The organism is Actinospica robiniae DSM 44927 (assembly GCF_000504285.1).
Taxonomy (GTDB): domain Bacteria; phylum Actinomycetota; class Actinomycetes; order Streptomycetales; family Catenulisporaceae; genus Actinospica; species Actinospica robiniae.
In genome coordinates this window covers 8205109-8218671 of sequence record NZ_KI632511.1, presented here as the reverse complement: position 1 = coordinate 8218671, position 13563 = coordinate 8205109, and the positions used below count along the sequence as shown (strand labels likewise).

Below are 13563 nucleotides of genomic sequence, written 5' to 3'. Positions count from 1 at the left end.
CGTACGAGCCATGGCAGGCTGATGCCTGTGACCACAGTCTTCGACGTACTCGCGGTGCCGGCCTGGATCTCGCTCGCCATCTGGGTCAGCCTGGTGGCGTTCCGAGGCGGGTTCTGGCGGATGGACATCAGCCTTCCACCGGTGCCGGTTTCGTCCGCGCCGACGCCCGGCGCCGACGAGGAGTGGCCCGCCGTCGTCGTGGTCGTGCCGGCCCGGGACGAGGCGGAGATCCTGCCGGAGACGCTTCCGACGCTGCTGGCCCAGGACTATCCGGGCCGGCTCGAGATCGTCCTGGTGGACGACGCGAGCTCGGACGGGACCGGCGAGCTGGCCCGCCGGCTGGCCGAGGGCGCGGAGCGGATCACCCTCGAGGTGCTGCGCGGGGACGGCCCGCCGCCGGGCTGGGCCGGGAAGGTCGCGGCGATGGACCGCGCGCTGCGCGCCTGCGGCCCGAGCGAGTACGTGCTCTTCACCGACGCCGACATCGGCCATCCGCCGGACAGCGTGCGCCGCCTCGTCGCCCACGCCCGGGCCGGCGGCTGGGACCTCGTCTCGCTGATGGCCCGGCTGAGCACCAAGTCGGCCGCGGAACGCCACATCGTCCCGGCCTTCGTCTACAGCTTCTTCCAGCTCTATCCGCCCGCCTGGATCCGCAGCGCCCGCAGCCGCACCGCGGGCGCGGCCGGCGGGTGCATGCTGGTGCGCCGATCGCGGCTGGAGCAGGCGGGCGGGCTGGCCCCGATCGCCTCCGCCCGGATCGACGACGTCGCCCTCGGCCGGCTGCTGAAAGTTACAGGCGGCCGCACCTGGCTCGGCGTCACCCGGAGCGTGCGCAGCCTGCGTCCTTACCCGCGCATGGCAGACCTCTGGGATATGATCGCGCGCAGCGCCTACACCCAACTGCGGTGCAACCCCTGGCTTCTGGCCGGTACCGTCCTCGGCCTCGCCCTGACCTACGGGGTGCCGCCGTTGGTCGGCGTGGCGGGCGCGGCCGCCGGCGCCTGGACCGCGGCCGTGCCCGCGCTTCTCGCCTGGGCGCTGCTGACCCTCAGCTATCTGCCGGTCCTCCGGCTCTACCGCCTCGCCGCCTGGCGCGCCCTCCTGCTGCCCACCGTGATGGCCCTGTACGGCGCGATGACCGTGGACTCGGCCCGCCGGCACCGCCGCGGCCGGGGCGGCGCCTGGAAAGGGCGCACCGCCGACTCTGGTGAGGCCAGCCCCCGCGCCCTAACATGAACACAGATTCAAGAAACGGAGCCCGATCCGATGACGCACACCCCCGCCCGCCCGCTGCCGCGCTTCCCGGAAGGATTCCTCTGGGGCGCCGGCACCTCCTGCTACCAGGTCGAAGGAGGCGTGCACGAGGGCGGACGCGGCGAGTCGGTCTGGGACCGCTTCGCCCACACCCCGGGCACCATCGCGGACGCGAGCACCGGTGACGAGGCCTGCGACAGCTACCACCGCTACGCCGAGGACGCGGAGCTCGCCGCCGAGCTCGGCGCGGACCTCTACCGGTTCTCGGTGGCCTGGCCCCGGATCCAGCCCGAGGGCACCGGCCCCGCGCTCGAGGCGGGCCTGGACTACTACGACCGCCTGCTCGAGGCCCTGAGCAGCCGCGGGATCACCGCCGTGCCGACGCTCTACCACTGGGACCTGCCGCAGGCGCTCGAGGACCAGGGCGGCTGGCTCAACCGGGAGACCGCGTACCGCTTCGCCGAGTACGCCGCGCTCATGGCCGAGTTCTTCGCCGGCCGGGTCGAGACCGTGCACACGCTCAACGAGCCGTTCATCCACCTTGCCCTCGGCTACGCGCTCGGCACCCACGCGCCCGGCCGCACCCTCGGCTTCGAGGCGCTGCCCGGCGCCCACCACCAGCTGCTCGCGCACGGCCTGGCCGCCGCCGAGCTGCGCGCCCGGGGACTGAAGGTGGGCCTCGCCCACAACTACACCCCGGTGCGCGCCGCGAGCTCGGCCCCGGCCGACATCGCCGCCGCGCACGCCTACGACACGCTGCACAACCGGGTGCTGACCGACCCGCTGCTGCTCGGCGAGTACGCCGACCTGTCCGTCTTCGGGTTCGAGGACGCCCCGGAGTACGTGCACGAAGGCGATCTGAAGATCATCTCGTCCGGGCGTCCGGACGTGCTCGGGGTCAACTACTACAACCCGACCACCGCCGCCGGGCTCGACCCGCTGGCCGCCTCCACCTCCCCGCTCTCCCTCGGCCTGCCGTTCGAGCTGCGCGGGGTCGAGGGCGCGCCGGTGACCGCGTTCGGCTGGCCGATCGTGCCCGAGGGGCTGACCGAGATCCTGGTCACCCTCAAGCAGCGCTACGGAGCCGCGCTGCCGCCGGTCCTGATCACCGAGAACGGCTGCTCCACCCTGGACGAGCCGGACCAGGACGGCGTCGTGCACGACGAGGGCCGGATCGAGTTCCTCGACGGCCACATCAGGGCCCTGCACGAAGCGATCGAGGCCGGCGTGGACGTGCTCGGCTACGTGGTCTGGACGCTGCTGGACAACTTCGAGTGGGACCAGGGCTTCGAGCAGCGCTTCGGCATCGTCCGGGTCGACTTCGACACCTTCGCGCGCACGCCCAAGGACTCCTACCACTGGCTGCGCGCGCTGATCCAGGACCAGCGCTCCGGCTCAGCCGGCTGATGAGCGCGGTCTCCGGCCGCCTCGGCGGCGACGCGGCCGACGGCGACCCCGCCGCCGCGATACCCGCCGCCGGGCGGCCGGAGACCGCCGAAGGCCGCGCCGTCGGCCGCGGCTGGACCACCGCGCTCGCCCTGGCCAACCTGGGCCTGTGGCTCGGCTACTTCGGGCCGCTGCAGGTGCTGCTGCCGGACCAGGTCCAGGACATCGCCCCGCACGACAAGTCCGCCATGCTCGGCGTCGTCACCGGCTTCGGCGCCCTGGTCGCGCTGGTGGCGGGGCCGGTCGCCGGAGCCCTGTCCGACGCCACCGGCTCCCGGTTCGGCCGGCGCCGCCCCTGGATCCTCGGCGGCGCGCTGCTCGGCTGCCTCGGGCTGGCCGGGCTCTCCGGGCAGCACGGCATCCTCGGCGTGACGCTGCTGTGGTGCGTCGCGCAGGCCGGCCTCAATGCCCTGCAAGCGGGAATCAGTGCACTGGTGCCGGACCGGGTGCCGGTGCGCCAGCGCGGCGTCGTCTCCGGCTGGGTCGGGCTGACCCAGTCCCTCGGCGTGGTCGTCGCCGTCGTGCTCGTCTCCGTCGTGGTGACCGGGCGGGTGAGCGGCTACACGACGCTCGGGATCCTGGTCGTGCTGTGTGCTCTGCCGATCGTGCTGCGTTCCCCGGACCCGCCGCAGCCGGCCGCGGAGCGGCCCGCCTTCGATTTCAGGGCCCTGTTGCGCGCCTTCCGGATCAGCCCGCGCCGGCACCCGGACTTCGCCTGGGCCTGGGGCACCCGCTTCCTGGTCCAACTCGGCAACGCCCTCGCCACGCTCTACCTGCTCTACTTCCTGCGCGACAAAGTCCAGTACCAGAACCGGTTCCCCGGTCAGACCGCGTCCGACGGACTGCTGATCGTCATCGTCCTCTACACCGTCACCACGCTGGCCACCGTCGTCATCGGCGGCGCGATCTCGGACCGGTCGGGCAAGCGCAAGCCCTCGGTCGTCGTGGCCGGCTACGTCATGGCCGTCGCCGCGCTGCTGCTGGCCGCCTGGCCCACCTGGACCGGCGTGCTCGTCGCGGCCGCGATCCTGGGCCTGGGCAACGGCGTCTACCTCTCGGTCGACCAGGCGCTGATCACCCAGGTGCTGCCGGCCGAGCAGGACCGGGCCAAGGACCTCGGCATCATCAACATCGCCAACTCCGCCCCGCAGGTGCTCGGCCCGGCGATCGCCGCGCCGGTGGTCACCTACCTCGGCGGCTACTCGGCGCTCTACCTGCTGGTGGCCGTCGTCACGGTCGCCGGGACGGTGTTCGTGCGGAAGATCGAATCCGTGGACTGAGACGGTATCCGTGGACTGGGAAGCCTCAGCCCCAGTCCACCGCGATCCGGTTGAACCGCTTGTCGATCACGAACCGTCCGCTCAGACCGCTGCGCGCGTCGCCCTGCGCCAGTACGAAGCGGGGCGCGGCGCCGCGCACCTCGCGGTCCCAGTCCTGGATGGCCGCGGCGACGGTCTCGGTGAGCTTGGTGCCCTCCGGCCCGAACCCGGCCACGCCCACCTCCCAGCCGTTCTCGGCTCGCCCCGCCTCCGCGCCGGAGCCCGGAAACACCGTCAGGCAGGCGATCGAGCGTCCGGTCACCGCGGCCATGCCGCCGCCGAACAGCCCCGCCTCGGCGCCGGGAGACGTGGTCAGCTTGCACAGGCCGCCGGGCAGCGCGCAGGTGAGGTAGAGGTCGAGCGGCGAGAAGGAGTCGCCGTAGTCGAGCAGGACGCCGGTGGAGATCTCTCCCGCCGGCTGGTCCAAGGCGTGGCCCAGCGCCTCCGGATCCGATTCGTGCTCGCCTTCGTGCTCGTGGTGCAGGTGCACGCTGACCGAGCTGTCCAAGGTCAGGTCCACCACGTGGCCGGCGTCGTCCGCGATGCCGCGCAACGGCATGAAGGTGCACGCCTCGGTCGAGGACGAGTACAGCCGTCCGTCCGGGGCGAGGTCGAGGGCGAGCGAGAAGGTGACGTCGCCGCGCAGGCGCAGCGGCACCACCAGCCGTCCGCCCGGGGCGAGCTGTTCGACCCAGCCGGGCGGGACGTCGCCCGCGCCGACGGTCACCGTGATCCGGTCGTACGGCGCGTGGGAGGGGAGGCCGAGCGCGCCGTCGCCGAGCACGACCTCGACGTTGGACGCCTCGGCCGCGAGCAGGTGCGCGGCCGCCGCCTCCACCAGGTCCCGGTCCACGTCCATGGTGACCACCTTGCCGGGCCGCCCGACCAGGCGCCCGAGCAGCGCCGCGTTGTACCCGGTGCCCGCGCCGATCTCGAGCACGCTCTGGCCGCGCCGCACGTCGAGCTGCTCCAGCATCAAAGCGACGATCGTGGGCTGCGACGCGGCCGAGATGGACTGGCCCTGCGCGTCGTACTTGGTGGGCACCACCGAGTCCGCATAGGCCTGATACAGCCCGACACCCGGGAGGAAGAGGTGCCGCGGCGTGTACCGGAACGCCGCCGCCACGCTCGCACTGCGGATCGAGCCCTGCTCGCGCAGCCACGTGGTCATCGCGGCGCGCAGCTCGTCGGCGTCCGGCTCGTCCGCGTCGAGCTCTCCGACGCCCGGCGGAGCATCCACTTCACGACCCCGTCCTGCTCCGGGGCGGCGGCCGACCGCCCCCGGCATCGTAACGGGCTGCGGCCTCCGAGCGGCGGAACGGCGCGCTAGCTTTGCTCGCCCACAGGCTCCTGCTCGCGCTCGACCTGGGCGTTCCACTCGCGCTTCGAGGTCTGCCAGCCGTCCTCGTCGTGGCCGAGGCGCCAGTACCCGGAGATGGACAGCGACTCGCGCGGGAAGCCGCGCTCGACCCGCAGCAGCGCTCGCAGCTCCTTGACGAAGCCGGCTTCGCCGTGCACGAACACCTGCGGCACGCCCTCGGGGAAGTCCAGGGTGGACACGGCCTCGACCAGCTTGCCGCCGACGACGCCGTCGCCGCGGTGCAGCCAGGTGACGTGCACCCCGTCGGGCGCGGCGAGCTTGAGCTCCTCGGCGGCGTCGACGACCTCGACGAAGGCATGCCCCCGGGCCTCGGCCGGCAGCGCTTCGAGCGCCGCGGCGATGGCGGGCAGGGCGGTCTCGTCGCCGGCCAGCAGGTGCCAGGGGGCCTCGGGGTCGGGCGCGTAGCCGCCGCCGGGGCCGGAGAAGTGCAGCACGTCGCCGGGCCGCGCGTGCACGGCCCACGGGCCGGCGATGCCCTCGTCGCCGTGCACCACGAAGTCGAGCGCGAGTTCGCGGGTCTGTTCGTCCCAGCTGCGCACGGTGTAGGTGCGCGTGGACGGCCACTGCTCGCGCGGCACCTCCTCGCGGATCCGGCGCACGTCGAACGGCTCCGGGTAGGTGACGCCGGGCGCCGGGAAGAGCAGCTTGACGTAGTGGTCGGTCTGCCCGCGGGTGGCGAATCCGGCGAGCCCGTCGCCGCCGAGGACGACGCGCACCAGGTGCGGGGTGAGCTGCTCGACCCGCAGCACTTCGCCCCGGTGGGCCGGTCCGCCCCGTTCGCGGCCGCCTCGTCCGGCGGGAGTGGGGGATTCCTGGGTAGTCATGCCCGCGATCATAGCCGACGGGTATGTCCGAGGTATATCTTCGTAGTGCTAACGACAGTCGTTAGCCTGTCGCCGAGGCCGCCAGCCGCTCGACAGACGCCGCGACCACGGCCGGGTCGCTGATCATGGTCAGGTGGCGGGCGTTCGGAATGAGCGTCGGCGCGGGGGCGCCGATCCGCGCGGCCGTCTGCGCGGCCGAGCCCGGCGCGTACTCCGGGTCGTCGGCGCCGTAGACCACCGCTTTGGGGAAGGGCAGGGCGGCCAGCCGCTCGAGGCTCGCCACCGGCAGCGACGGGATGCCCGCGTTGAGCACGTCGAAGGCGGCCGGCTCGGCCCCGGCCACCTGGAACGGGCGGCGCCACTGGTCGATGCCGGCCTCGTCCAGCACCGGGCAGCGCGTGCCGCAGGTCTCGGTGTAGATGAGGCGGATCATGTCGTCCGAGCGCAGCACCAGCCGGAGCAGGGTCGTGCGATACGGCTGCGGGATGCCGAAGCCGAACCCGGCCGAGTCCCGCCCGCCGTCCGCGGTCCCGGACAGCGGCAAACCGTCGCCGTCCAGGAACATCACCCCGCCCACGTTCCCCGGCTCCGCCAGGGCTACCGCCGCCGCGACCGCCGCGCCGCTCGAGTGCCCCACCAGCACCGGCCGCACGAGGTGCATGGCCGCGATGAAGTCCATCACCTGCGTCGTCAAGTGCGCGGTCGAGTACGGCGCGACCCGCGAGGAGTATCCGAAACCGTCGAGGTCGATCGCGTAGACGCGGTGGTCCCGGGCGAGCAGCACGGCCGTCGTCTGCCAGCTGTCCGCCGACTCGACGAAGCCGTGCAGCAGCAGCACCGGCGAGCCGGACGTCCCCCATTCGCGGTAACGCGTGTCGATATCACCCGTGGGCACGTAGGTCAGACCCGACGGCGGCGCCACGGCGCCCTCCGTCGTCAGGTTGTAGACGAAGCTGAAGGCGGTGAAGCCGGCCACCATCACGGTGACGGCGACGACCCATTGGCGCAGAAGACGCACCAGGCTGCTGCGAAACCCCGGCATGCTCGCATCGTAGGGGTACCGTCTGCGGGAGGATCAGGCGGCCGGCCCTGTGACGGCCTGGAGGAATCCGGTCAGCTCGTCGCGGAAGCGTGCGGGCGCGTCGCGGTGGATGGAGTGGCCGACGCCCTCGAACGTCACCAGCCGAGCCTGCGGGATCAGCGCCGCGGCGTCGGCCAACGTGTCTTGCGGCACGTGGCTGGTCGAGCCCCCCGCGATCACCAGCGCCGGCACGGAGATCCTCGCCAGCGACGCCCACCAGGCCGGATCCGGCGCTTCGAGCTGCGCGAAGATCTCTGGCACCAACTGCCAGTCGTAAGGCAGCGATTCGGGATGCGCGGGACGCACGGGCTTGGGCAGATGAACGCCCTCGCGTGGAGGCACGGCGTCCTCCAGGACGAGGCCGAGCAGGCCGGTCGGCGCCTGTGCCGCGGCCAGCGACGCGACCGTTCCCCCCATGCTGTGTCCGAGCAGCACGAACCGGCCCGGATCGAGGGCGGCGACGAAGCCGAGGACGTCCGCGGCGAACTCGTCCAGCGCGTACGGCCCGCCCCGGCTGCTGCGTCCGTAGCCGCGCTGCGTCACCGCGATGAAGCGGTAGTCGCCCGCGTCGCAGACGCCTGCCGCCACCGCGTCCCACGTCTCGGCGGAGCCCGGATGCCCGTGCAGCGCCACCACGGGCAGCCCCGAGGCCGGGCCGGTCTCCCGGTAGTGCAGCAGGGTCGATCCGCCGATGCGGACCACCCGGTCCACGGCCTCGAACGTCACACCCGTACTTTAACCGAACACTGAGCTACGGTGACTGAATGATCGATTCATCGGAGCCTGAGATCCCGCTGTTCGGCGGCGACGTCACCGAGGGCATCGTGCGCGTGGGCGACACCGTGCGCAGGCCCGTGAAGCGCAACGCCGCGTTCGTGCATGCCCTGCTCCAGCACCTCGAGGCGGTCGGATTCGACGGTGCGCCGCGTTACCTCGGCGTCGACGCGGCCGGACGCGAGGTGCTGACGTTCATCGAGGGCGAGCTGGCCGGACGGCCGCACCCGGCCTGGATCGGCGACGAGGACAGGCTCGCCTCCATCGGCAGGCTGCTGCGTCGCTACGACGACGCCACCGTCGGGTTCGTCGCGCCCGCCGAGGCAGCCTTCGTGCCGCCGCTCCACCCGGAGGGCCTGCCGCCGGCGCCGGAACTGCCCGAGGAGGTCATCGCGCACCTCGATATCACGCCGGAGAACCTCATCTTCCGCGACGGCACCGCTCACGCGCTGATCGACTTCGACCTCGCCCGTCCGGGCGCGCGCGTCGACGAGCTCTACAACGCGATGCTGTGGTGGGCGCCGCTGAACGACCCGGGCGACCTCGACCCCGGCCTGCGCGGCCTGGACGCACCGCGCCGCTGCCGCATCCTGGCCGACGCGTACGGCATGTCGGAGGCGGACCGGCTGCGGCTGGTGGAGGTTGCCTTCATGCGGACCCGCCGTTCCTGGCACCTGATGAAGCATCACGCCGAGGTCGAAGGCGGCGGCTGGCGGCGGATGTGGGACGAGGGCGTCGGCGACGTCATCACCCGGCGCGAAGCCTGGCTGGAGCGCAACGGATCAGCCGTCGAGGCCGCACTGACGGCCGCCTGATCCGGCCGGGACGCGCAGACGCCCCACGATGCGCCCACGACGCGCCAAGGCCCGGACCACCCCGCCGTACGCGGTGTGTCCGGGCCCCGGAGCGTGGGTGCCGCTTGTGTTTCCCCGCTCAGCCGATCTCTATGTCAGAGCGCAGCCGCAGATCCCGGGACGAGGAACCGACCTCGATCCGGTAGCTGCCGCGCGGGTGGACCCAGCCGCCCGCGGTCTCGTCCCAGCGCGCGAAGGCTCGGCTGGGCATGTGGATCCGCACGGTCTCGGTCTCGCCGGGGCCCGCGTGGGCGCGGCTGAACCCGGCCAGAACCCGGATCGGACGCCCGGGCTCGCCGTCGCCGGCCGGTCCGGACAGATACGCCTGGACCACCAGGGATCCGGCGCGACGGCCGATGTTGGTCACCGCGACGGTGATCTCCACGTCGGCGCCGGCCCGGGTCTGGCCGAGCGGGACCTCGATCCGCTCGTAGGACCAGTCGGTGTAGCCGAGCCCGTGCCCGAACGGGAACCGGGGCTCGATCGAGGCCTTGTCGTAGCCGCGGTACCCGACCAGCAGGCCCTCGTCATAGACCAGCGCCCCGTCCACCGGCACGAGCTTGCCGACCGGCAGGTCGGCCTCCGTGCGCGGCATCGTCACCGGCAGCCGTCCGCCCGGCTCCCGCTCGCCCCACAGCACGTCGGCGAGCGCGTGGCCGAACTCCTGGCCGGGCAGCCAGGCCTGGATGATCGCGCCGACCTGGTCGGCCCAGGGCATCAGCACCGGCATACCGCTGTTGACCACCACGACCGTGCGCGGGTTGGCCGCGGCGACCGCCGCGATCAGCTCGTCCTGACGGCCCGGCAGCGCGAGCGTGGTGCGGTCGTAGCCCTCGGACTCGGTCGTGCCGGTCGAACCGACCACGACCACGGCCACCTCGCTCTCCCGGGCGGCCGCGACCGCCTCGGCGAGCAGCACCTCGTCCGTCTCGACCGGCGCGATGCCGACCTTGAACCGGACCAGCTCGTGCTGATAGCCGGTCGGCACGCAGACGGCGGTGAACTCGAGGATCTCACCGTCCGTCAGCTCGACCTCGCGTCCGAACTCGAACGGGCCCGCATGCGAGACCATCGTGTCCGTCGGATGCGGAGCGTCACCGCTCAGAGTAAACGCTTCCCCGCTGTCCATGCTGGTCGCGCCGCATGCCTTGACTTCGAGTTCGAGTTCGCCGATGCCGCCGATCGCCACTCGGTAACGGCCGGAGCCGGACGCGGTGTAGGTCGAGCGCAGCACGATCCGGCCGATGCCCGGGCCGGTCACCAGGGGATCGGGATCCCACCAGGTCACCTCGCTGGTCGGGCGCACGCCGGTGTAGCGCAGCTCGCCGTCGGCGGTGTAGACCTCCAGCCGGGTGCCGGGCTCGCCGGTCTCCGGCTCGCGCAGCGTGGCCGGGGCCGGCAGCGGCGTCGAGGTCCAGGTGCGGCAGCCCTGCGCGATCCGCAGCAGCGAGGCCGGCGAGGCGTCCTCGCTCGGACCGCGGCCCGAGGCCATCGCCGCGCTGAGCGCCGCGCGCAGCCCCTCGGCCGGCGTGACGCCCGCGGCCATGCCGATCTCCGCGCTGCCCCGGCCCTGGAACTGCGGCTCGGCGACGTTCGGACCGATCAGCGCGATCGAGCCCGGACGCGCGCCCGGGCCGGAGAGCGCGCCGCGCCCGCCCGGGCTGCCCAGCGGCAGCAGCGGACCGATGTTGCGCAGCAGCGTGAACGCGCTGGCCGCGGCCTTGCGCAGGACCGCGCGGCTGGCGTGCGGACCCGGCTTGGGCGAGGGCTCCGGGCCGCGGAAGGCGCCGGTGAGCACGGCGACCCGCAGCAGGCGCAGCACCTTGTCGTCGATCTCCTGCTCGGTCACCTCCCCGCGCTCGACCGCCTGCACCAGCGCCGCGCCCCACGGGCCGTCCGGCCCGGGCATGCAGACGTCGAGGCCGGCCTTGGCGGTGGCCTCGGTGGACCGCGCCGCGAACCAGTCGGAGACCACCGCGCCGGTGAATCCCCACTCCCGCTTGAGCACGTCCACGAGCAGGTGCCCGTGCTCGGTCATGGTGGTGCCGTTGACGAGGTTGTACCCGGCCATCACGGCCGCGCAGTCGCCCTCCGTGACGGCGGCTTCGAACGGGACGAGGTAGACCTCGCGCAGCGTCGCCTCGTCGATCCGGACGTCGACCGTCCAGCGGTCGACCTCTGCGTCGTTGCCGACGTAGTGCTTGGCCACCATGGCGACCCCGGCCGACTGCACGCCGCGCACGAACGCGGCGCCGGTCGACGCGGCCAGCACCGGGTCCTCGCCGTACGACTCGAACCCGCGGCCGCCGTAGGGGCTGCGAGCCAGGTTCAGCGTCGGCGCCAGCAGCGCGTCCACACCCTTGGCCTTGGACTCGGCGCCCAGCTCCGCGCCGACCCGCTCGACCAGCTCCGGGTCCCACAGCGCGGCCAGCGCGATCGGGGCGGGCAGGCTGGAGGAACGGTCGGCCGGGTCGAGCACCGGACCGCGCACGCCGGCCGGGCCGTCGGAGAACACCAGGCCGCGCAGCCCGATCTCCGGCTCGCCCGGCATGGTGAAGTTGTCCACGCCGGTCAGCAGCGCGATCTTCTGTTCCAGGGTCAGTGCGGCCACCGCGGACTCGAGTTCGTGCGGCGAGGCGGAACGCTGCTCGGCGCGCGGCACGGCCGTTGCTTTCTGATCAATCTGCCCGTGCTCCACCGGGCCTCCTTGCTCCTGAGGGCTTGCGGATGGCAAGAGGAGCCCCGGGTCCGCGCAGAGTGCGGCTGCGCGGATCCGGGGCGGACTCGGTTAAGCGATTACGAGACCGGGGTGAGGTTCCACACGAGGTACTCGTAGGCCTGGTACTGCGGCGACGGGTTGATGTACGGGTTCGCCGAAGTGGGCCAGCCGGTGAAGTGCGAGTCGTTGTACTCGTACCACGCGGCCCCGTAGAGCACCGGGATGGCGGGCATGTCCTTCGAGAACACCGACTGCATCTCGTTCAGAGCGGCCTGCTGGTCCTGGGCGCTCGTGGCCGACTCGTAGTCCTTGACGGCCTTGGTCGCGTCGGCGCTGGTGTAGCGGTCGTAGTCGCCGGCCGCCGCGGAGCCTTCCGGCGCCGACTGGGTGTAGTCCAGGATGAACTGGTCACGCTGGAACGGGGTCGAACCCTGGCCCCAGTGCAGGGCCGCGGTGAAGTTACCGGTGGTGATCGCCTGGGTCCAGGTGTCGTACGTGTAGTTGCCGGAGGCGGTCACGTTGAAGCCGGCCTTGGTCAGACCGGTCGCCATGGCCTGGGCGTCGCACCAGTAGTCGCTGAAGGTGTTCGGGTCGATGATCGAGAAGGTGATCCCCTTGCCGGCCTTCATCCACTTGCCGTTGGTCAGGGTGTAGCCCGCCGCCTGCATGTCGGAGGTGACGGTCGCCGAGTCCGGGCCGGACTTGATGTCAGCGGTGGTGGCCGGGTTCTCGGCCGCCTGGTCGATCGGCAGGGTCAGACCGCCGGACGAGGTCGCCGGCAGCTCGTAGTTGGTCTCACACTGCGTGGCCATGGACTGCCGGTCCAGCGCGGCGCTGAGCGCCTTGCGGACGTTGACGTCGCCCAGAGCCGGCTCCGTCTTCGACTGGGTGTTGAGCAGGAGGCTCACCGTGTTGGAGGCCGGGAAGTACGGGGCCGCCGACTGGTAGAGGTGGTTGTGCGCCGGGTCCTTGTTCACGAACGTGCTCAGCACGTTGTTGATGTCGTTGCCGGCGAGGTCGATGTTGCCGGCGGACAGGGCCAGGGAAGCGGCGTCGTTGCTGGTGTACAGCGGGATCGACAGTTCCTTGACCTTCGGCGCACCCTGCCAGTAGCTCGGGTTGGCCTTGTACTTGACGTCCTGGCCGCTGAAGGTGTCCAGCTCGTACGGGCCGGAGCCCACGGCCTGGGCGCCCGGCAGCACGTACTTCGCCGGGTTGGAGATCGCGGACCACTGCGCCTTCTGCACGATCACCTGGTCGGCGATCGCGACGTAGTTCGCCGACTCGGAGGTCGCGTAGTTGATCACGACCTGAGTCGCGCTCGGCTCGGTGATCGAGGCCGCCGCCGGGATGCCCTGCAGGTTCATCGCGGAGTTCTTCGCGGTCGTCACCATCTGGTAGGTGAAGGCCACGTCCGCCGAGGTCAGGGCCGAGCCGTCGGACCACTTCGCGTTCGGGTTCAGCGAGATGGTCAGCGTCCTGCCGTTGTTGGTCCAGTCGAACTTCTGGGCCAGCCACGGAATCGGCGGCTGGGTCGACTTCAGCGTGTTGATCATCATGAGCGGCTCGTACATGAACGAGACGGTGTTCTCACTGAGCACGAAGTCGCCGGCGTCGAACGGGTTGAAGTTGTTCGTGTAGGCGGTCGAGGCGGTCGCGTCCTCGATGATGAGGGCGGTGTTCGCGTTGCTGCCGCCACCCTTGCTGCTGCTGCCGCCCCCAGTGGGACTGCCGCTCGAAGAGCAAGCCGCCAAGGCGAGGCACGCCGCCGCAGCGAGCGTGATCCCCGTGGTGGTTGTCCTGCGTGTCATTATGTACGCTCCCTATATCCGACCGGCTCCGATGCCGGCCAGTCCTGAGCAACCACTGCTATAGGTGTGCTGTATGGAGTTGTGCGGGGCGGTTTCGACT

10 protein-coding genes are annotated in these 13563 nt (G+C 72.1%); 4 read left to right on the top strand and 6 right to left on the bottom strand.

The window, feature by feature from the left end:
- Positions 1 to 21: 21 nt before the first annotated feature.
- From ACTRO_RS35490 to ACTRO_RS35480, 3 genes are read left to right on the top strand one after another with little or no spacing between them, the layout of a single operon-like run.
- Positions 22 to 1236 (top strand): glycosyltransferase, encoded by a 1215-nt coding sequence (locus ACTRO_RS35490; protein ID WP_051451886.1) that lies wholly within the window; start codon positions 22 to 24, stop codon positions 1234 to 1236.
- 30 nt (positions 1237 to 1266) lie between these two features.
- Complete coding sequence (locus ACTRO_RS35485) at positions 1267 to 2661, top strand: GH1 family beta-glucosidase (RefSeq protein WP_051451885.1); 1395 nt, start codon at positions 1267 to 1269, stop codon at positions 2659 to 2661.
- Positions 2661 to 3980, top strand: a complete 1320-nt coding sequence (locus ACTRO_RS35480) for an MFS transporter (RefSeq protein WP_084316765.1) — start codon at positions 2661 to 2663, stop codon at positions 3978 to 3980. The genes ACTRO_RS35485 and ACTRO_RS35480 overlap by 1 nt, the downstream gene beginning before the upstream one ends.
- A 25-nt stretch (positions 3981 to 4005) precedes the next feature.
- Here ACTRO_RS35480 and fxlM read toward each other — a convergent pair whose 3' ends face one another.
- From fxlM to ACTRO_RS35460, 4 genes are all read right to left on the bottom strand, one after another.
- On the bottom strand, positions 4006 to 5259 hold the full coding sequence (gene fxlM, locus ACTRO_RS35475) for a methyltransferase, FxLD system (RefSeq protein WP_051451884.1): 1254 nt from the start codon (positions 5257 to 5259) through the stop codon (positions 4006 to 4008).
- Between the two features lie 86 nt (positions 5260 to 5345).
- Positions 5346 to 6224, bottom strand: a complete 879-nt coding sequence (locus ACTRO_RS35470; protein WP_084317219.1) for a siderophore-interacting protein — start codon at positions 6222 to 6224, stop codon at positions 5346 to 5348.
- 61 nt (positions 6225 to 6285) lie between these two features.
- Complete coding sequence (locus tag ACTRO_RS44375) at positions 6286 to 7266, bottom strand: alpha/beta fold hydrolase (RefSeq protein ID WP_084316763.1); 981 nt, start codon at positions 7264 to 7266, stop codon at positions 6286 to 6288.
- 33 nt (positions 7267 to 7299) lie between these two features.
- Positions 7300 to 8031 carry an alpha/beta fold hydrolase gene (locus ACTRO_RS35460; protein WP_034270267.1) on the bottom strand — a complete coding sequence of 244 codons (732 nt, stop codon included), beginning with the start codon at positions 8029 to 8031 and terminating at the stop codon, positions 7300 to 7302.
- 38 nt (positions 8032 to 8069) lie between these two features.
- On the opposite strand from ACTRO_RS35460, the gene ACTRO_RS35455 reads away from it, so the two are divergent.
- Positions 8070 to 8894 (top strand): phosphotransferase, encoded by an 825-nt coding sequence (locus tag ACTRO_RS35455; protein ID WP_034270264.1) that lies wholly within the window; start codon positions 8070 to 8072, stop codon positions 8892 to 8894.
- Between the two features lie 118 nt (positions 8895 to 9012).
- Here ACTRO_RS35455 and ACTRO_RS35450 read toward each other — a convergent pair whose 3' ends face one another.
- Together ACTRO_RS35450 and ACTRO_RS35445 are read right to left on the bottom strand one after the other, a co-directional pair.
- Positions 9013 to 11631, bottom strand: a complete 2619-nt coding sequence (locus tag ACTRO_RS35450) for a beta-glucosidase (RefSeq protein ID WP_211244514.1) — start codon at positions 11629 to 11631, stop codon at positions 9013 to 9015.
- 98 nt (positions 11632 to 11729) lie between these two features.
- Complete coding sequence (locus ACTRO_RS35445) at positions 11730 to 13463, bottom strand: ABC transporter substrate-binding protein (protein ID WP_084316762.1); 1734 nt, start codon at positions 13461 to 13463, stop codon at positions 11730 to 11732.
- Between the last annotated feature and the right edge of the window lie 100 nt (positions 13464 to 13563).

Excerpts from the sequence above, each read along its gene's own strand:
- ACTRO_RS35490 (WP_051451886.1), top strand. The coding sequence starts at position 22 with ATGCCTGTGACCACAGTCTTCGACGTACTCGCGGTGCCGGCCTGGATC.
- ACTRO_RS35485 (WP_051451885.1), top strand. The coding sequence starts at position 1,267 with ATGACGCACACCCCCGCCCGCCCGCTGCCGCGCTTCCCGGAAGGATTC.
- ACTRO_RS35480 (WP_084316765.1), top strand. The coding sequence starts at position 2,661 with ATGAGCGCGGTCTCCGGCCGCCTCGGCGGCGACGCGGCCGACGGCGAC.
- ACTRO_RS35470 (WP_084317219.1), bottom strand. The coding sequence starts at position 6,224 with ATGACTACCCAGGAATCCCCCACTCCCGCCGGACGAGGCGGCCGCGAA.
- ACTRO_RS44375 (WP_084316763.1), bottom strand. The coding sequence starts at position 7,266 with ATGCCGGGGTTTCGCAGCAGCCTGGTGCGTCTTCTGCGCCAATGGGTC.
- ACTRO_RS35455 (WP_034270264.1), top strand. The coding sequence starts at position 8,070 with ATGATCGATTCATCGGAGCCTGAGATCCCGCTGTTCGGCGGCGACGTC.
- ACTRO_RS35445 (WP_084316762.1), bottom strand. The coding sequence starts at position 13,463 with ATGACACGCAGGACAACCACCACGGGGATCACGCTCGCTGCGGCGGCG.